Source organism: bacterium, assembly GCA_020444065.1.
GTDB lineage: Bacteria > Sumerlaeota > Sumerlaeia > SLMS01 > JAHLLQ01 > JAHLLQ01.
This window is the reverse complement of the sequence record JAHLLQ010000011.1, coordinates 1-18956: the sequence shown is the minus strand read 5'-3', so window position 1 is coordinate 18956 and position 18956 is coordinate 1. Positions and strand designations below refer to the sequence as shown.

The 18956-nt window shown below is 55.5% G+C and carries 13 protein-coding genes and 1 tRNA gene; 2 read left to right on the top strand and 12 right to left on the bottom strand.

Annotated features, from left to right (window positions below; all coding sequences use genetic code 11):
- Positions 1-96: 96 nt before the first annotated feature.
- Together KQI84_18750 and KQI84_18745 are read right to left on the bottom strand one after the other, a co-directional pair.
- The gene (locus KQI84_18750; GenBank protein MCB2156921.1) at positions 97-1425 is read right to left on the bottom strand and encodes a hypothetical protein; all 1329 of its coding nucleotides are present in this window, start codon (positions 1423-1425) and stop codon (positions 97-99) included.
- 107 nt (positions 1426-1532) lie between these two features.
- Positions 1533-3638, bottom strand: a complete 2106-nt coding sequence (locus tag KQI84_18745; GenBank protein ID MCB2156920.1) for a hypothetical protein — start codon at positions 3636-3638, stop codon at positions 1533-1535.
- Between the two features lie 203 nt (positions 3639-3841).
- On the opposite strand from KQI84_18745, the gene KQI84_18740 reads away from it, so the two are divergent.
- Positions 3842-6190 carry a cytochrome c family protein gene (locus KQI84_18740; protein ID MCB2156919.1) on the top strand — a complete coding sequence of 783 codons (2349 nt, stop codon included), beginning with the start codon at positions 3842-3844 and terminating at the stop codon, positions 6188-6190.
- A gap of 6 nt (positions 6191-6196) precedes the next feature.
- Here KQI84_18740 and KQI84_18735 read toward each other — a convergent pair whose 3' ends face one another.
- Together KQI84_18735 and KQI84_18730 are read right to left on the bottom strand one after the other, a co-directional pair.
- Positions 6197-6865, bottom strand: coding sequence for a DNA-3-methyladenine glycosylase 2 family protein (locus KQI84_18735; GenBank protein MCB2156918.1), 669 nt, complete (start codon positions 6863-6865; stop codon positions 6197-6199).
- A gap of 13 nt (positions 6866-6878) precedes the next feature.
- Complete coding sequence (locus KQI84_18730; GenBank protein MCB2156917.1) at positions 6879-8333, bottom strand: sodium-dependent transporter; 1455 nt, start codon at positions 8331-8333, stop codon at positions 6879-6881.
- Positions 8334-8596: 263 nt separating this feature from the next.
- Between KQI84_18730 and KQI84_18725 the strand changes: the two genes are divergently transcribed.
- Positions 8597-8684, top strand: a tRNA-Leu gene (locus KQI84_18725).
- Positions 8685-8691: 7 nt separating this feature from the next.
- On the opposite strand, the gene KQI84_18720 is transcribed toward KQI84_18725, so the two are convergent.
- From KQI84_18720 to KQI84_18685, 8 genes are all read right to left on the bottom strand, one after another.
- Complete coding sequence (locus KQI84_18720; protein ID MCB2156916.1) at positions 8692-10035, bottom strand: site-specific integrase; 1344 nt, start codon at positions 10033-10035, stop codon at positions 8692-8694.
- A 389-nt stretch (positions 10036-10424) separates the two neighbouring features.
- Positions 10425-10703, bottom strand: coding sequence for a hypothetical protein (locus tag KQI84_18715; protein MCB2156915.1), 279 nt, complete (start codon positions 10701-10703; stop codon positions 10425-10427).
- Positions 10704-11008: 305 nt separating this feature from the next.
- The gene (locus tag KQI84_18710) at positions 11009-12739 is read right to left on the bottom strand and encodes a hypothetical protein (GenBank protein ID MCB2156914.1); all 1731 of its coding nucleotides are present in this window, start codon (positions 12737-12739) and stop codon (positions 11009-11011) included.
- Positions 12740-12926: 187 nt separating this feature from the next.
- Positions 12927-13100, bottom strand: coding sequence for a hypothetical protein (locus tag KQI84_18705; GenBank protein MCB2156913.1), 174 nt, complete (start codon positions 13098-13100; stop codon positions 12927-12929).
- Positions 13101-13312: 212 nt separating this feature from the next.
- Complete coding sequence (locus tag KQI84_18700; GenBank protein MCB2156912.1) at positions 13313-13939, bottom strand: hypothetical protein; 627 nt, start codon at positions 13937-13939, stop codon at positions 13313-13315.
- 1078 nt (positions 13940-15017) lie between these two features.
- The gene (locus KQI84_18695; GenBank protein MCB2156911.1) at positions 15018-15398 is read right to left on the bottom strand and encodes a hypothetical protein; all 381 of its coding nucleotides are present in this window, start codon (positions 15396-15398) and stop codon (positions 15018-15020) included.
- Positions 15399-15520: 122 nt separating this feature from the next.
- Entirely contained in the window at positions 15521-16225 is a 705-nt protein-coding gene (locus KQI84_18690) for a recombinase family protein (GenBank protein MCB2156910.1), read from the bottom strand.
- 224 nt (positions 16226-16449) lie between these two features.
- Positions 16450-17541 carry a hypothetical protein gene (locus tag KQI84_18685; GenBank protein ID MCB2156909.1) on the bottom strand — a complete coding sequence of 364 codons (1092 nt, stop codon included), beginning with the start codon at positions 17539-17541 and terminating at the stop codon, positions 16450-16452.
- Positions 17542-18956: the final 1415 nt, after the last annotated feature.

Sequence of the window (18956 nt, the reverse complement as noted above, 5' to 3'; positions counted from 1 at the left end):
GGCAGGGATCGGGTGGCGGTAATTCGTGAAACGGACATCCCGGACCATGACGGCCCGGGATGCATAAAAACTCTGAGCAGATTGAAGGCCGGCGACTCAGTTGCGTGCGGCTTCGCGCAACTCTCCTTCGTCAGTCAGGATGTCGTAGGGCGTCAGGCGGTAATCGGTCACGACGACATTGCTGTCGCGACGCACGCGCTCGGGCACTTCGCCGGGGCGATAGAGCTCATAACGAACGCCGCCGATCACAGCCACCTGGCCTTCGTAGCGACGATTCCAGTCCTGGACGAATTCTTCCAGCAACATCTCCTGATTGTCTTTCCAATACTCGTAAGCGATCCGCTGATTCTTGCGGTCGAGAAGTCGACGATCGAACTTCTCCATGAAGTCCTTCTGGTCCTTCTCCATGTCGCGCAGCTTCTGAAGCTGATCGTTGTATACTTGGATAACCTGGTTCTCGATCGTCGACGGCGGGAAGGTCGGCGGGCCGCCCCCTTCATTTGTCGACGGCGAAACGAAAATATCCGAGACCTGATCGTCCATGCTGGTCTGGCTGGCATAATTGACCATGTTCTCGTCGTACATGGCTTGACGATCGAGAGGCTGTCCGTCGGGACCGAGTTCTTCCTGTGGGGCGCCCGGCCATTTTACCTGCTCGATCGCGGAGTCACCGGTGTCTCCTCCGGCGAGAACGACGTCGTCGACGTATTGGCTCCACAGATTGAGTTGCGCGTAGTAATAGGCCCACTGTGCGTATGAGTTTGCATCGCTTCCGGGCTCGAATCCTCGGATCATTCCGCCGTCTGCCATCTCGCGAATCGCGTCAATCGCTTGCTGGTCGATTGCGGCGGCTTCTTCTGCCGTCATGCGCTGGCGCACGACGCCGGAGCTGCCATCCCAGCGAGTCACCGTGCGATAACGGAACTCATAGAGTTGGCTGATTCCGCCGGCACCCTCAGTCACTGTTTGTTCATCGAGCGACGCCGCATCGGCGAACGGATTCTGCTCATCCATCTCGCCGGACTCGGCGGCGCCGAAGGGATTCTGTGCGTCGCCCGTGCCTCCGCCGAAGGGCTCACCGCCACCGAAGGGGTCACTTCCACCAAACAACTCGTCCCCTCCCCCACCGAATGGGTCCGCGGCTCCACCGCCAACGAAGGGATCCGCACCCTGTGCGCCACCCGGTGCGGCACTGAAGGGATCGGCTCCGCCTCCGCCGCTGGCAAACGGGTCGAATGAGCCGCCGGTCGAACCGCCGAACGGGTCATCGCCCGCGGGAGCTCCGAAGGGATCATCGCCTGTGGGGGGCTGATTAAAGGCCGGGTCCTGGCCGAATGGATCATCACCCTGGGCCCAGGACGAGCCGGTGAAGGCAAGAACGGTCAGCAAAGCGGCGCAGGTGCTTGCAGTCCAACGTTTTGGCATCTTTTTCGGGCTCCCTTGAAATTCGGTCTGATTTCAGTCCACGAGCGGGGTTGTCGGCAAGGAAAAAGCAGATGCGGCGGGCCTGTGAAGTTCGTTGTGCACCCGTGTCACTGGCTGGCTTTCCTGCGGTATTCCCGACGAGCCGAAATCGCTTCCTCGTAATACTTCGTCTCCAGCGTGCCGGGCTCGGTCATGGCGCCGGTTTTGACCGGGAGTTCATTTGTCACGCAGTCGATTCCGTAGCCCAACTCTGCCTTCAATTCGAGCTCTTTGTGTGTTTCGACATTACGCCATGTCGAATTGTTCCCGATTTTCCGTGAGCGAGGCATTTTATATACGTCCAGGCCCCCGAGATCAAAGAACAGGCCCAACCCCAAGGCGCTTTCGCGCGGTCCACCCCACATATCGACTCGGGCAGAGCCGAATGCTGCGTCATTCTGCTTTCGAGCCTCGTATGAGTCGTCTCCCCCGCCTTCGATGAAGATCCCGAGTGAATTCTCGTTGGATGCGCCGATCCCGAGGCGATTGACAGAATAGGAGTCATTTCCGGTGAGATCGAGGAACACGGAGGTGCTGAAGTCGTGAGCCCCCCCCTGGCCGATGATTTCTTCGCAGTAGTAGATATCATCGCCTGCGCGATCCATCAGGAAGCCGAAGGCTTGGTGGGCCGTGGCCGCCTGGACGTACCAAATGCCTTCATAGACATCATTCCCTGCATCATCGAGCAAGATGCCGGCGCCACCGAGGAAGCCGACCCCCTGAGCGAATACTCCGGCGGTGTATCGATCGTCGCCTTCGCGATCGAGCAGAATGCCGATCCCGCCGGAAACGGATTTCCCATCCGAAAGGTCCGCCCGCAGTCCGAATCCACAGCCCTGTCCCTGGGAACTATTCACAGATGGCCTTTGTGGAGAAGGGTAAAGCAATGGTTCCGAAGCCATGGTGTAAGTATCGTTTCCAGAGAGATCAAGAAGCATCGCAACGCCGAGGGGGCCACCGCTGGCCTGGGAGGCTGTCAGAGCCGTGTACTGGTCGTTGCCGCTCCGATCCAGCAAGAGCGCCACGCCGACCGCCGAGGCCGCCTGACAGTAATTCTGCCCAGTGTGAGTGTCCTCGCCGGCATTGTCGACAAGGACCGACACGCCAAAGTAGGCCCCTGCAGAGGCCAGGGTGGTGCCGCTGTATGTGTCGTCCCCCGATTCATCGTGGACATAGCCGGTGCCAAAGAAGCCAGATCCGGGGGCGAGGCCATCCTGGGAGCCCTCATAGAGATCGTCGCCCGACCAGTCGATGAGGATGGAGGCGGGATTCTCCGGGCCTCCTTCGGTGAAGGCACCTCCATAGCGATCGTCTCCAAACCAATCAACTGAAAGCAGATACGGCCCGCCCTCGATCACGTCATCGGATTGCATGGTGGAGATGCGAACCTTGCCCAACGATGTCTCAATTTCAAGAAGGAATGGTTCGGGATCGGATTCGAGCGATCTCCCGAAGTCCACGAAATCTTCCACAAGCATCGTGACATCGAGGCCGCCGCCTGCAACGGCCGCGCGATCCAGATCATCGACCAGGAAGCGGAAGTCGTTTTGCCAATCGACCGGTTGGGAATCGAGCAGATCGTGCAGTACGGCAGATCGATCGAAATCACCAAGATCCCGATATGCCCGTTCATTCCAGTGCTTTGCCCACACGGCAGCGGTCATGAGGCGGGCGATTTCAATTCGCCACTCCTTCGGTACATCGTCCAATCCCTGTGCTGAATCGAGGAGACCATCCGGCGCATCTTCTCCTTCAATCATCCGCATCGCCGTCTCGATGGGGCGCGGACTGGCCGCCAGTCCGCGATCCACCGTGGCGAAGGGGTTGCCGATGTAGCCGCGGCTGATGTTGGCGTCCCACTTCCCCACCGCGTTCATCAATAGACGATGCGGCGATTGCGTCCACCGCAGAAGATACTCCTCACCCATGCCGATCGAGTAGGAAGCCTCGAAGGGACGCATGAGGAGGCTCTGGTAGTAGGTCAGATTCTGGGAATCGCGCGAACGAAGCAGAACCCGATAAGGATCCGGCGTGACATCGTGCCGATCCAGATCGAGTGCTTCCAGCGCCTGCTCGATGGGATCGGTGGCATCTTCCTTCGCGAATGAAGCAGCCGGTGCCGCGAGAACTGAGGCGCAAAGGATGAAGAAAGGGATGATGGGCGATGAGTTCATTGCTGCTCCTTTTCGAATCACAGGCACAATCGACTGTTTATCCGGTCAGGTTCAATCACGAAAAGCGCTCCAAAACGGACTGTAAATGGGGATATTGGCATTGCAGACAAAGGGTGGTTTGATTATCGTCTTTATGTTGGTTGGGGAAGAACCGCGTAAGAGATTCTTTCGGCGCATATTCGGCCGAATGGAGGAGAGGATCTATGGTTCGCCCCATACTGACATTTGTTCTGCTGCTTGGTTTGACAGGCAGCCTTCTAGCCTGGACACCGGTGGTCGTGAAAGACGATCCGCTGGTTCGCATGCCCGGCACCCAACCACCCACAGAGAATTCCGTAACGCTGGAAGATCCCGGCCGATGCCTCAATTGCCACCAGGGATACGACACGACCGCGCCGTACATCGATCCGGGAACGAACTGGCAGGGATCGATGATGGCTCAGGCTGCTCGCGACCCACTCTTCTGGGCGTGCCTGACGGTGGCGGCACAGGACAGCATTGCCGCCGTAGGAACTCCGAATGCCACAGACATTTGCCTGCGGTGCCACTTCCCGAAAGGTTGGCTCGAAGGGCGGTCAGATCCCACTAATGCCAGCGCTATGACGACCGGCGACTTCAATGGCGTGCAGTGCGACTTCTGCCATCGCTCCTACGATCCTTTCTTCGACGCGACGTACGACGGCGATCGCGAAGGCAACGATTGGCTCAACTACTGGGACGAGACGAATGCCTCCGACACGCCATCGCAGACCGCCGCCGATAGTCTTCTGACGATTGATGCAGCGGATGCCGCAACGATCAAGCACATGAATGGCGATGCGTTCTTCGGTGGAGACAATCGCCCCGTGAATGGGAACTACACAGCAGCGGGAGCGGGGCAGTACTTCGTCAGCGCGGACAATGGGAAGCGTGCGTCATTCGCAGATGCCACGGCTCGTCACCAGTTTCATTACAGCCGCTTTCACAAGAGCAAGTTTTTCTGCGCGACATGCCACGATGTTTCCAACCCTGCGTTGGCGAATCTGGGCGCGGATCCGGCGAATCCATTGCCGACCGAACTCAACGCAGCGCACTCGTACTTTCATGTGGAGCGTACATTCTCCGAATTCATGCTGTCCGACTTTGGACTGCAGGGCGGTGCTTCAGGGGAGGGCCCCTACGATCCCCTCTTGTTCACAACGTCTCATCCCGACAATAAGATCGCGACCTGCCAGGATTGCCACATGACGGACCAGATTGGGAAGGGGGCAGATAAAGCCGACGCCGTCCTGCGTCCAACCGACAGTGTGGAGCACCCCAACAGCGGCCAACCCGTGCATACGCAGAATGGCGGCAATATCTGGGTTTCGGAAATCATCGCCAGCGCGATCAGCGGATCGCCGAACTACGATGCGACCAATGATGGACTGCTGAATCAGGACCCATCGATTCTAACGATGGACTTGTCGGCCGGCATCGGCGTGGATCCCGATGCGCTTCTGCTTGGGGCGGACCGGGCGCGTGCGAATCTCCAGAATGCCGCCGCGATTACGGACATTGGCTACAATCCGGCGACAGGGTACCTGACGTTCCGGATCAAGAACTACACAGGCCACAAGTTGATCAGTGGATTCCCTGAGGGCCGCCGCATGTTTGTCTCGATAGAGGCCTACAATAGCGATTCACTGATATACACGGTAAATCCGTACGATACAGCGGCTTGCACGCTGAAGGGATTGGATTACGCCTATCAGCCTGATGTCGATGTCCCCGATCCCGTCGCCCTCGATCCTCTGACGGAAGAGCATGTCGATGAACTCGTCTATGAGATGAAGCCGACGAGCAGCTTGACGGGCGAAGACAAGACTTTCCACTTCGCTCTGGCCACCGATCGGTACAAGGACAACCGCATTCCTCCGAAGGGTTTCCGGATTGCAGAATCCAGCGATCGTTTGTGTCAGCCACGCGATCACAATGCCGATGCCGCAGACATGTACACGGCTGATGAGTACTTGGGAGGCTACGACGAAGTCGGAATCGAATTGCCGACCGGGGCGGATGAAGTGCATGTCCGGTTGTACTACCAGACGACGAGCCGCGAGTATGTCGAGTTTCTGCGCGACGAAATCAACGGTACGGTTCAAACGCTGGATCCGGAAGACTACATCATTCAGACGGATCCGTTCTTCGATCAGTTGAGGGCGTGGGGCGATACGATCTGGTCGTTGTGGAAGCACAATCGTACGGATGACGGCGCGGCACCATTCCTGATGACCGAAGCCGAATGGAACGATGGCGATCCTACACCAACAGCAACACCTTCGCCGACACCGACCGACACACCCACTGCGACTCCGTCCGCAACACCAACGGCTTCGCCGAGCCCGACGCCGATTGAGCTTCCGGGCGATGAGGATGGAAGCGGAACGGTTGTTCTGGGAGAGCTGAATGCCTGTATCCTGGGCTTCCGTGGACTCGGAGAGATACCGAGCTCGGCCGATACAAACACTGACGGAGTTTTGGATCTGGCGGAACTGAATGCTGTTGTCTTGGCTTACCGGGGAAGCATCTGACCTTAGTCAGTTCCCCCACCAACCGTTATCTTCGCCAAGGTCGGCTCCTTCGGCCTTGAGGAGAAACTGCCAGATGTAGACCGTGCCCACGGTGCGCCAGGGCTCCCAACATTCAGTGAGTTGCTTGGTTTCTTTCTGAGTTGGGAGTTCTGGCAATCCGTGGGCAAGTCGCAATCCGGCCCGGACACCGTAGTCCTCCTGGGGCATTACGTCAGGCCGTGCGAGCGAGAAGATCAGAAACATCTTCGCCGTCCACGGACCGATACCACGAACTTGTGTGAGAAGATCTGTGAGTGCCGCATCTGACAACTGAGCCATGCGTTCGGAGGTCAAGCGTTCAGACTTCCAGACCTCTGCCAAGCCACGCATTGCCGACGCCTTGGTTCCGCTGAGACCAATTGCGCGCAGATCCTCCTCCGAGTGTCGAAGGAGTCGCGCAGGCGTGAGTTTCTCTCGAGGTCCGACGGTTTCGTTGAATCGCCGCGTGATGCTCTCAGCGGCCTTCATCGAAATCGACTGACCAATCACGGCAGTGCAAAGCGCATGGAGATCCGCGGGCTTCCGCGGAAGGTGAAATCGGCCGACCCGGTCGATGACCTTCTTCATCACCGGGTCGGCCGAACGAAGATGTGCAATCGCCTTGCGGGGCGTGGCAGGAAGTGGTTGAGGACGCAATCCCGTGAGCCTCTCAGTGGAATGGACTCTTCCCGATAAGATCGAGAATCCCAAAGATGATTACGGTCAGAATACCAAGGGGGGCGACCGTGACGGCAAGCCAGTACCACACGTTCAGGATGATACTGCGAGGGTTGCCCTTCTCACCCGCCACCTGCTGCAACGCGCTCTGGCGTTTCCAGGATATGAGCAGAAACAGGCAGAGGATGAATCCGCCAATAGGCAGCATGAACTTGCTGCTCGCGTCATCCAGGATATCAAAGAAGCGATACTGCTTCTCGGCATAAGTCCCCTCCGCGAGAGTGAAGAGCACCCTGTCAAGAGCTCCGCCTTCAGCAACACTGAGGCATGCGGGGATGCCGACCAGAAAGATCAAGAAGGAGGCAATGGCAGTGGAGACGTGTCGGTTCACCTTCACGTCATCCACCAACCAGGTCACTACAGGCTCCAGGATGGAGATTGTCGAGGTCAGCGCGGCGACAAAGATCAGGAAGAAGAAGGAAGACCCGACGAGTCGCCCGAGCGGCATCTCTGCAAAAACCTGAGGCAATGTGATGAAAATGAGCGCGGGTCCCTGGCCGGGGTCCATGTTGAATGCGAAGACAGCCGGGAAGATCACGAGTCCAGCCATGATGGCAATCACTGTATCCAGCGTCGCCACGGTCGCACCGACAGTGGCGAGATTCGATTTCCCATCCAGGTAAGAAGCATATGTCATCATCGCGCCCATGCCGACCGAAAGCGTGAAGAACGCATGGCCCAATGCCTCCAGCACACCCTTGCCAGACAACTTGGTGAAGTCAGGCTTGAACATGAACTCGACGCCTGCCATTCCTCCCTTCAGCGTCAGAGAGCGGATCAGCAGGAGGGCGAGAATGGCAAACAGCAGTGGCATGAGGATCTTAGCTGCTCGCTCAACCCCCTTCTCGATGCCGAAATAGATAATCAGCGCCGTCAGTGCCATAATGATGAACTGATAGATCAGCGGTTGATCGAAGCCCGTAATCAGCCCGACGAACAGTCCGCCACTTGTCTCAGCGTTGTAGGCGCCGTATCCCTCGAAGACTCCGATCATGAAGTACTTCAGGACCCAGCCGGCGACCGCACTATAGAAGCTCAAGATCACAAAGCCTGCCAGAACACCCAGCAGTCCGTTCAGCCACCATGGCGTCCCGGGGGCGATCACCTTGTAGCAACTCACGGCACTCGTCTTGCCCTGACGACCCACAGCAAACTCGGCGATCAGAACAGGAGTTCCGACCAGGATAATACAAGCCAGGTAGACCAGCATAAATGCCGCTCCGCCGTTTTCGCCCATGATGTAGGGGAATTTCCAGATATTCCCCAAGCCAATCGCAGAGCCCACGGCTGCCAAGAGGAAGCCGATGTTAGACGCGAACTTGCCACGGACCGAGGACTGATCAATCGGATAGGGTTGGTCGTGGGAATGGAATTGCTGGTCCGCCATGAGATATCGATCTCCCTTCGGAGCAAAATGACCGGCAGGGCACTCCCCCACCGGCTCAAAGAGCGGAATTCGTGAAATCGCGGAGAGGCTAGCCAGTTGCGGGAAACGAGTTCAAGCGCGTTTTGCGCCATCCGAAGTTGGTTTCGTGGTGCTTCTTCCGGTACCAGAACAAAAACATCCGTCAAACCGCATTTTCCGCTTGCGCGCGCTCCCGGTTCGCCCTACCCATTCAACCCCGTTGCGGACATCCCGCGACGGGAAGTGCCCAGGTGGCGGAATTGGCAGACGCGCTGGACTAAGGATCCAGTGGCCGTTAAGGCCGTGGAGGTTCAAGTCCTCTCCTGGGCACCATTCTTTTTCACGCAAGATCAGCAATTTCAATAATCTTTGATGGCTGTCCCGGGGGTGCTCCCTCGGGATTGTGCATTTTTATGCATTTTTGTACCTCGGATTTCGCTGCCAGAGCCGCCTCGACTTCGGCATCGATCATGGGTGTCACATGCCGTCGAAACAGCCCAACGAGGCGCTTCCGCTGGTCCGCGAAGTAGTGCCTCTCCATCATGGTTGTCGGGGCATGCCCACAGTAACGATCCACGAGCATCTGGTTCCAGTTTCCCGGATTATCCAGTGCGTGGGTCTGGATGGTCCTCCTCAAATCCTTCGCCGATAAACGGATTCCCTTCCTCCATTCCTTGAGCGCCGCATTAAGACTCAGGGAGTAGTAGTGCGAGAGATCGTAGGCGAAGTTCTCGTCCTTGCAGCGATGGAACTTCTTCAGTTCCTCCGGCCGGATTACCCTGCCTGTTCGCTGGGCACTCGGAATCCCCCGAAGCTCACTCAGAATGATCTTGGGAACTGGGAGCCGACGAATCGAATAAGTATTCTTCGGTTTGTGCCCGTCCTCTTCCTGGATCGTGAGAGTTCCGTCTTCGAGATCCACATTCTTCCACGTGAGGAAGATCGCTTCCCGCTGACGTAACCCCATCAGGCCGGATAAGAGGACTCCAAGGCGGAGAACGCGGCCGTGCCGGTGCGCCTTCAACCACTCCGACAATGCCAGTACCTCTTCGAAGGACAGGGCTTCGTTCCCGAAGTGGTCATCATAGCGATACGAGTCACCCAGACCTTTCCGCAGACGGAAGGAGGCGAGCGGATTGTGCAACTCTGGGAAGTCCTCGTGCATCCGTGCTCCAGTTGTGCGAACCGGCTCCAGATAATTCCGGATGGTCTTTCGTTTTAGGCCGCGGCGGGCGAGTTCATTCACGTAGCCATCGATATCGGTCCTTCTAATCTGACACCACCTTTCAAGTCCCTCCCCCACTGCCCACTTGACGAAGTAGAGGGCGTAGCGGAGTTGGTTCCTCTTGTTCTCGGGTTGCCCATGACCTGCGGCAATGGCTCTAGCGAAAGCATCTGCTAGATCCATCTCCCGAGGATCGAGGAGGTTTGGCATCGGATCGCCGTACAGCACAGAGGCGGCATGCAGGACGGCGGTCTCAATGTTGTCGGATGCAAACCTTTCACGCACCAAGGAGCCCTTTGAGTTTTTCCCGCTGACACGGTACTTCTTCGGGCTTGCCTGATGGACGGTGAACTGTCTGCTTCCGTCGATTTCCATGACTTTGAACCTCTTGGCTCTCCTTTCCTCGACGTGCCAGTCGGCGACGACGAGCGTTCTCCTTGCTTCTTGCTTGCGAGGCATCGTTGCGTATCCTTTCCGATGCTCGCAGTCCACGTTGACGTTGCCGGGCCTCGCACAAACGGTCCAGCGCCTCAATCACATTTCCTCCCCAGTAGCCTGCACCGGGTAGTCCAACGAGGCCGTACTCCCGAAGAGTCTCGATTTTCACCGAGCCCTTAAGGATGGTCTCCAATTCGGAAGTGGCGTAGATGGTGTGGGGGTTGAACTGGTGTGACATGGATCTGCGGCTTTCCGGTCATTCCTGCCGCCCGCTGCGCAGACCCTTTCGTCTATGCGGGCGGCCTGGAGAATGGTTGTCGGTTACAAGATCAGGGGCGTCCATTCACGCACGGCTCTGCCTAACCCTTGGCGTCGAGAGAACACATCTCTTGTTCACTGGGACTCCGGTGTTACGGTTGGTTCTCAGTGCAACTATTCATGACTTCCTCGATCACGGCGTCGATTCGGGCGAAGAGTTGTGTAGCCAACTCTTCTCTGATTCCCCTAGCGATAGGGATCTCACAGAAATCATCGCCTATGTAGAGAGGTAGTGCCGGATTGATCGTTACGTTGTATCCGCCTCTCGGATCAGCCCAGATCTTCACGAATTGTCGCCGATCGTCGACGTGAACATCGGTAACGATCAGTTCCATTGCTGGAACTTGCGTTTCCTCCTTGTTACTCACCATTATCACCTCCTTTCGTTAGAATTTGGGTTTTGTTATCGTGGCGACACTGCGTGAAACCACGATGCCTTTGGGAGATTGAAAATATCAATGTACATATGATTGCACCTGTCAACATAGCCTCTTTCGGTTCCTCTGGCAACAAGATAACTCCACTTGCTGACGCGGCCGTCGCAAATCGTTCTCGGGAATCCGTCCATACAGGTGGGTATAGCCGCAGAAATGTCGAACCCAGTGGCGCTCTTCTTCGTCAAGTCCTTCAAATGCTCTCTCGATCTCCTGCTTGGCTTGCTCAAACTCATGATCTGTCATCCTGCGGCTGATCCATCGTAGCATTGTTCTCCCTCCTTCGCCGCTGGGTATTTCGGGGTTTCGAATGTTGGCTTTCCATTCCGAGCGATGATTTCTTCCAAGATGGCATCTGTGCCCTCTCCGGTCCTTATCCACCTCTGGAGTTCTGTCCAACGGCGGTCCTGATCCTTCCGCAGGCATTCGACGCCTTTGATCCTCCAGCAACGAGTTCTGTTGTCAGCCATGGGCGGTGAGAACTCGTCCTCACAATGGAACAGCCGGACGGACTTCCCCTCCATGCCCGATAGCTGCCTCATCCACGTGGCAACGGTTGAGGTGGGGTATCCGGTCTCCTTGGCGATCTGATTCACCCCAAGGTCTGCTTCCCCGCCGTAATCGAGAATCTGGCGGTAAACGTAGCGGGCGACTTTGTTCATGCCCTTGAAGTCTGTACCCCTCCTCAGAAGCCGCCTGAGCCTTCTCAGGGCGTTTTTTATGCGTGAATCGTCCTTGGAGGTGTATTCAAGCTTTGGACGTGCAGACGGGCGGTATTCGGGAAGATGGCTGAGGCAGTCCTCTAATCTCTCCAGCCGCTCTTGGAAGACCTCTTCGGATCTTGCCCCGGCCCGAAGGGGAGGGATCAGTGCCTTGCGTGTGGCTTCGATACATCCATGGTTCTCACGGTAAGTATCAAAGACGAGGGATGTCTTGAAGAGAACCTCACAGGACTTGTGCGGTGGAATAATGTCGAGGTAATCAAAACGGTGTAAGCCAGAATCAAGCGTATGTCCTTTTACTTCAGTGATTGACGGCTCTGGAGAGGGTATATTCGTGAGAGCTACTATATTATTATCTCTCTCCTCTCTCCTCTCCTCCTCTTCTCTCTTTAAAGCCACTCCCACAATCTCCTTCACCACTGGTCCCTTGATGCCAATTTCCCTCTTCAACCTCTCGATGATCTCATCTGTCACTCGGACGGGTTCTATGCTCTCCATGTAATCAAGGACATCATCCAGGGTTCTGTTGCCTGGGTATCTGGAGATCTCACCCGTTCCTGAGTGCATAATGCCTGCCACCCTCAATGAATTCACCTCGGTGTCCTTATCCGCCTTCCCTTTGAATATCTTCCCTGCCAGCAGACGGAAACTCTGAATCTGCTCACGGTTTAACGGCTCTTTGAAGAACCATTGAGCATGTACTGAGCGGCGCCCGGTGAGCATGAGGTGCGGCCGGATTCCGAGTCTCTCGAAGTGCCGCAGGACTCTCTCATTAATGAGGGCCCACATATTCTTCTCATCCACCCGTCCCTTGTCCGCGTCCACCTCGATTGCATAGATCCATTTTCTTTCGAGGTCCCGTGTTCCCACGCCCATCTTGAACTGAACGTCACCAGCGTATTTCCTCGCCATTTTGAGAGCCTTCTCAGGCGTCTTCTCCCATTTGCTGGGAACGGTGACCCATTCCTTCTTGCCGTGACGGGTTGAGTAGATAAGTCTCGGGTAATTTGCGACCCACGGGCGATCCGGATCATCCTCTGAGTAATCAAGATGATACAAGCGGTTGTATATCCCGTAGATCTCCGGAGCAGTGCGTGTAGTCTGAAGCAGGTTAGCGGATTTCAGGAGCCTTTGCCGTTGTTCCTTCTTCGCACAGCGCTTGCAGATATTGGACTCTGCGCTACCGAAGTCGTCTTCTGTCTGCTGTTTGTTGCAGGCTTCGCAGAGCCTGGTTTCCTCGCTGATAGTCATTGTTGTTCCCTCGCATGTAAGATTCTTTGCCCTCGCTGGTAAGAAGGAAGGGGAAGGAGGCGAGGGTCTCCGTTCGGCGGGCTGCAACGCCGCCTATCCCCACTATTCCAATACGATAACGGATTTCGGGATCTCTCCCTTGGCCAGATTTGCGTGTGAGTTTTCATGGTGCTGCCTCTTATCCGTTTCAGAGTTCGTGAAACCCAACGATTCCCTCTGCATCGTCATCGAGGTCCCTCGTGGATTTCCTTCTGGCCTTGGTCGGTGCTTTGCGCAGATACTTGTCTTCGGGTAGATTCTCTGGACTGAAGACGCCGTCATCGTCCCGTTCCAGAATCTCCCGCCGGATATTGAACCGCACATCATGTTTTGTACGGGCCTAGGCGACATACGTTGAATGGCGCCCTCCGGTTTCCAGGAAGATCCCGAGGCCACAGAACCTGCCGGAGGCATCTCGCTGGGGGGGGTATCCCGAACAGGCCGTTGTTCGCAAATGGGCCGCACCTATAGGCAAAGTCGCTGCTGAATCCAATTTCCAGCAATTCGGCCCCAATGAGTGGTAGGAAGGTTCGCTTATTCCTCATTATCAACCTCTTCATCCTGCTCTGGGTTGAATGGATCGCACTCATCGCCGCCCAGGTCTCCCAGTATCTCTTCGGCTAGTATTATCAGGGAATCTTCATCAGACGGCAGGCTTCGCATTTCCGATTCTTCCTCGTCCCCATCAATCAGGTCTCCAATGTCTTCAGCCGATTGCTCTGACTCAGTCTGTACTTCGAGGTTCGGCATATACCCCTGAGCATCAGAGTTTGTCGCCTTTTCCTCTTCCTTCATCAGGCCGTCGATCTTCTCCAATTCTGCTTCCAGTTTTAGATCGCTAAAATAGAGGAGTTCCTCCAGATACATTGTGCGCACATCCCGATTCTGAGAGCAGAAGATCGAGAAACTCATATCCTTGATCCTCCTCAGGTGCTCAGTTGTAGCGCACAGAAGTTCAGAAATTGTCTTGGCGTGTTCTGGGCTAGTGTAGGTTTCACCGAGAATGATCTCAGTGTCCCTGAGTTCGGCTTTGAGGATCTCGAAGCTTCGGTAGCATTCGTGATGCGCGCTACGAGCAGTTTCTTCGTTGGGCAGAGGATTTTCTGTGTATTCTGGCGTACTGGCTGCTTGTTCGACTGGCTCATTTTCTGAATTATTCATAGGATTAGCTCCTGAAGTTGGTATCTTGGTCCGAGGTGTCCTCGAACTCAGGAGCAATATGCTGATCCAGAATATAAGGATCAACTTGGGTTAGTGTTGAACCCAGGGATGGACACTTCTATAAGATTGCAAAATAAGGACTTACAATTTTCTTATTGGTCTATTTAGTGGCACATATTCTAACGAGATGCCTCAGTGGTGAGGTGCTGGATTTCCGGGCGTCCCTATCGACATTTACCAGGAAGCAATAGACGGGAAAAGCCCACGGGCTAATTCCCTTCAGACGCGCGAAGGAGTCCCAGAGCATCTGGATCGGCACTGGATCCGGGCAACTTTTTAACCAACCGTCGTCAGGAGCGGCCAGACCTTCGAGTGACCTGTGATCGGGCCGAACACACACGGCATGGATCTGATCCTCAACGGCCGTTATCACCACGTTGGCAATGCGCCGGCTTCCTGCCTGGGGCTTTATAACCTCTGCACCCCTGAGGATGAACCTCGGAAGTCTGCGCTCGCTGCCATTGCCCTCATGCACGAATTCCATGCGGGTGGAGTCCCGATAGTCCCGAATGAACTCCCAGACGGCGCCTGTTTTCATGGAGTATAGCATGCGCATGTAGAGTGCCAGAGTCTTGCGGGCGTCTCCGCAGAACTTCTCTTCCTCCCGCCCCAATGCAGTGCCAACAATGAGGCGCGCCCTCGCTGCCGTTCCTTTGCATGCTGTCGTGGAACGGATAACGAACGGGGGGGCTGAAAGGTCGTTGAGAATGGCAAGCCAATGAGTTGGAGGAATTCGTAATCCCGAGAAGAGACTGCCCTTCCATAACGATACAGATCTTCGGCATGACCGGCATCGGAATCTAAGAGAAGGATTCTTGATCAATCTCAAATCTTGAGAACCACAGCTGCAAATGATAGGCCATGGTGATTTTGTGGAGCATCGGATGAAATCGAATGCCGCCTTGTCGTCGACCAGCAACCTCTTCAAGTTTATACGAGGCATAGTGCATACGCAGCAATCCTTTGGATGAGGCATGGGACAATTAAGTAGCGCTGGAGTCAACCTTGCTATTCTGAACTAGTCATTCAGCCAGCGCCTCATTTTGCGGCTGACTCTGCGGAGGGCCCACATCTCGACCTGAAGCCGAATCCCCCACCACACCAGATAGGCGAACATGGTCCCAGATCCGAGGACCTTGGACCAGAATGGGAAATCGCTGTCACTTTGCTCGCCCAGGAGGATGTATCGCTGCCACGCCTCAAAATCCACGGGGTTGCCCGCCGCGTCGTATTCGGGCGGCCGGATTGAAGTGTCGCCAAAGAACATCATTCCCGAGATCCAAAGCCAGACGGCAAGCGCCGGGATGAACCAGAACCAGAAGATGAATTTCGGCGAGAGGTTGACCCGGAGGTCATGATCCAAGAAGCCGCGGCTCCCTTGAAGTCCTTTCTTGGACATGGACTGTCTCCTTTCTGAGATAACTTGGAAAACCCCTCCCGAGTGATTCGAGAGGGGTCAATTTCGGTGAATTCTGCGTTGGTCTTTATCAAAAAGGACCGTTTTTATGAAATTGACATCCTTCAGGCGGCATTTTCGAGCCTCGGGAGCACATTTTTGAGCACGTAACTCACACTGCCTGGGTGCCACCTGCCGGATCTCTTTGTCGGAATTCCTTCGTCGTTCAGCAGATCGGCAATTGCTTGGAACGTGGCGCCGGATGAACGGAGTCGAGCCATCCGGCGGATGATCTCCTGCTCCTCCTCGATGGGAACGAGTTGGTTCTCACCGTCTATGCATTCAGTTCGGAATCCGAAAGGAGTCGTGCCGAGTCTCTCGCCCCTGGACTTCTTAAATTGCAGCGCCATCGAAGTCCGCTCGCCGATCTGCTCGCGCTCCATCTGAGCCAAGGCGGCCAGAATCGTCAGGACGAAACGTCCGGCGGCACTGGATGTATCGAGCTTCTCGCTGATCGAGTGAAGCGCCCAGCCTTCTCGCTGGAAGAGATCAGACATCTCAAGGACATCTCGTGTGCTCCTCGACAAACGATCAAGCTTCCAGCAAACGCAGGCATTCGCCTTTCCTGCGCGGAGTTCAGCCAGGCATGTCTGGAGCCCGTCACGATTGTCCATTGCCTTGCCCGAGATTCCAGCATCCTCGTGATAGGAAACCAACTCGATATCATGCAGCATGCAGTAGGCTTCGATTTTCGCCCGCTGCGCCGCGAGGGAAACTCCTTCACGGGCTTGCTCTTCAATTGATACCCGCCCGTAACACACCGCCTTAATGGTCATTTTGGTGTCTTCCTTATCTGAGATGGAAAGGGGGACCCGACGCAGCGAGTCCCCCGCATGAGCACGAGCCCATGAGTTGTTGGTTGTCCGTATGCGTGGGCACACGGAGGCGACCGGCATCGTGGATTCACGCAATGCCTCCGAACGTCATGATGTCAGGGATGTCACGACCTGGCTGGCAGAGGAAGCCCGTGTGAAGACCTCCTCTGCCCCTCTGCCTAGGCGGCGGTTGGCAGAGAATCCCGCAAGAACGGAAACTCGTTGAGATTGTAAACAAGTTTGGGATCGATCTTCCCGCTCAAGATGATGTTTCCCCTAACCACGGCTCGCTGTGCCGCCTTGAGAAGCATACTTGGCTGGTCGTGCAGCGCCGCCATCCAGTTGTTCAGGTAGCTGACAGAGTTGGCATACTCCGGCGCACAATCCGTGAGATAGCCTAGTTGACCGAGAACATAGGTGCCTGTGAACTCGGCGACAAGCTCCTCGAATGATCGCTGTTTGATTTCACGGATTTCGGAGAACTCGCCCAAGCAGTGACCCAGAAAATGGGCAATCTCATGGAGGCAGGTCTGGGCGTGTACGAGACTGCTCTTCGCTTGGGATCTGGGAGGGATGGTAATTTCGTGGGTCCTGAGCGAGTAATGCGGAGTCTCATTTGCTTCCCTCCACAAACACGGAAGAGAATCGATAACACGCTGAACCTTGGTCAGAGGTGGATTCTCTCGCTTGATAGTTGCCGGGTCTTTTCCCAGCATCCCAATCTCAAGTAGGTTGGTGTCGAGAATGGAAAGAACTGAGCCACCTAACGCATATCGCCCGGTAGGAACATAAACCTTCTTTGCCCTCGCATTATTGGTGGATTCGGGAAGAGCGGGGTTGAAATCCTCGTTCGGGACCTCACGAATGGATGTGATCGGTCGGAATACCTTCACCATTATGTAGTGCGATAGATCAGTCTTCTCTCCGACATACGGATTTCTTTTGATGCGCACGCCCGCGTTGAAGTAGCGCTTCAAATCTGATCGGCAGGCAAATCTGCAATCCAGTGGTAGCCCTCTGCGTTCGCTCGCAATCTGCGAAACGAGAAATAGGAGAAGCCTGTTGAAATTTCCCGTGTACGGCACGCCATTGGGGCATGATTCGCCGCTGTAGGAGAAGTGCTTGAGAGCGTTCGTCGGAATATGGCTGACCAGATAGTGAGTAGAGTGCCAAGGGAGTCGCTTTACACCGTTCTCCAACTGTTTCTCGATAGTCCGAATGAGCTTCAGCAGGAACTCATCCTCGAAGTTTGTGTTTGCCGCCTTCGTCATCGTCACGATTCCTTTCGTGTGAGATGACTTGAGGCGGTGGGAAGGTTTTTTACTGCAACCCGGAGAGGCAAAGCGTTCCAGCCAGCACATGACGGCAATCAATGTCAGAAGGCACGTTTAGTCCAACCCGGAGTTCGAGGAGTGCCAGCCAGCACTTTACAGCAACCAATGCCAATAGACCTGTTCAGCTCAACCCGGAGATCCCGGAGTTGCCAGCCACCGCATTCCGAAGAACCGAATCGAGAGCGTTCTGCTTAGTCCAACCCGGAGTTGGAGGAGTGCCAGCCAGCACATGATGGCAATCCTCGGCGATGCGCCGAATTACTCCAACCCGGAGTTTTCGAAGTGTGCCTGTCTAGTCCAACCCGGAGTTTGCATAGCCAGCCACCGCATGACGACGATAAATACCAATGGGCATGTTTAGTACAACCCGGAGTTCGGTTAGTATTTCAGCTCACGATGGCAATCGATGCCGGAGGGCACGTTTAGTCCAACCCGGAGTTTTCAGAATGTGCCTGTTTAGTCCAACCCGGAGTTCAGCGAGTGACCAGCCACCACATTGCGAAGGACCGAATCGAAAGCGTGGTACTTAGTCCAACCCGGAATCTGCACAGCCAGCCAGTACGTAGCGATCAGCATTGCCAGAAGGTACGTTTAGTCCAACCCGGAGTTTTTGGCGTGGTCCGCACCCGCCTGGTGAGATTCGATTGGGGAAGGTTGTGTTTAGTCCAACCCGGAGTGGGGAGCTTTCTTTTTGCCCAGGGAAGGAGGGGGGGGTATCTTTTTGGTGCCATACCGGCGGAAGAAAAAAGCATTCTTATCGGCTTTTCCCGGCGATGCAAAATCCGAGGAAGTCGTCTCCACTGAGGAATGGTTGTACATACCCTTGGCTCACGCGAGTATAGGGTTCGCGGATTCAAGCAATCGGTATGAGAGGGATGAGGAATGGGAAAAAGCGAGAGAATCCGATCTGGAACATACGAAATAGATACCGTCAGCAGTCGGAGAAATACGAAACATATACCGTCATTTTCTGCGGGGAAAAGTTTGCCTCATCCGTAAGGAGATACCCCAACCCGTCCCCTTGAAGTCAGAAACCGCTCCATCGACAGAGGACTTGGGGCTCATCGCAACCGGACATCGCACGCAAGTGTATTCAATGCGCCTGAGGTATTGCTCATCCCACCCAGAGGCTCTTGTGGGTGCGCACTCTAGGCTCAATCTGCTCCCAAGGTAACAACTGACTCATCGCACTCCTAGTACTTGGCAAAGCGATCTCCTCCAGCCCGCTCATTCGAACCTGTCGCAGTGCGAGCATTGATTGAACCTTCACAAATCCTCTCAAGTAGAAAGGAACTATGTAACCGTCCCACGAGGCACACGTCTTGAAGTGACTGCATCGGTGGAGTGCGGAG

Bases quoted from the DNA above. Each gene is read 5' to 3' on its own strand.
- KQI84_18750 (MCB2156921.1), bottom strand. From the start codon at position 1,425: ATGCCAAAACGTTGGACTGCAAGCACCTGCGCCGCTTTGCTGACCGTT.
- KQI84_18745 (MCB2156920.1), bottom strand. From the start codon at position 3,638: ATGAACTCATCGCCCATCATCCCTTTCTTCATCCTTTGCGCCTCAGTT.
- KQI84_18740 (MCB2156919.1), top strand. From the start codon at position 3,842: ATGGTTCGCCCCATACTGACATTTGTTCTGCTGCTTGGTTTGACAGGC.
- KQI84_18730 (MCB2156917.1), bottom strand. From the start codon at position 8,333: ATGGCGGACCAGCAATTCCATTCCCACGACCAACCCTATCCGATTGAT.
- KQI84_18720 (MCB2156916.1), bottom strand. From the start codon at position 10,035: ATGCCTCGCAAGCAAGAAGCAAGGAGAACGCTCGTCGTCGCCGACTGG.
- KQI84_18715 (MCB2156915.1), bottom strand. From the start codon at position 10,703: ATGGTGAGTAACAAGGAGGAAACGCAAGTTCCAGCAATGGAACTGATC.
- KQI84_18710 (MCB2156914.1), bottom strand. From the start codon at position 12,739: ATGACTATCAGCGAGGAAACCAGGCTCTGCGAAGCCTGCAACAAACAG.
- KQI84_18700 (MCB2156912.1), bottom strand. From the start codon at position 13,939: ATGAATAATTCAGAAAATGAGCCAGTCGAACAAGCAGCCAGTACGCCA.
- KQI84_18695 (MCB2156911.1), bottom strand. From the start codon at position 15,398: ATGTCCAAGAAAGGACTTCAAGGGAGCCGCGGCTTCTTGGATCATGAC.
- KQI84_18685 (MCB2156909.1), bottom strand. From the start codon at position 17,541: ATGACGAAGGCGGCAAACACAAACTTCGAGGATGAGTTCCTGCTGAAG.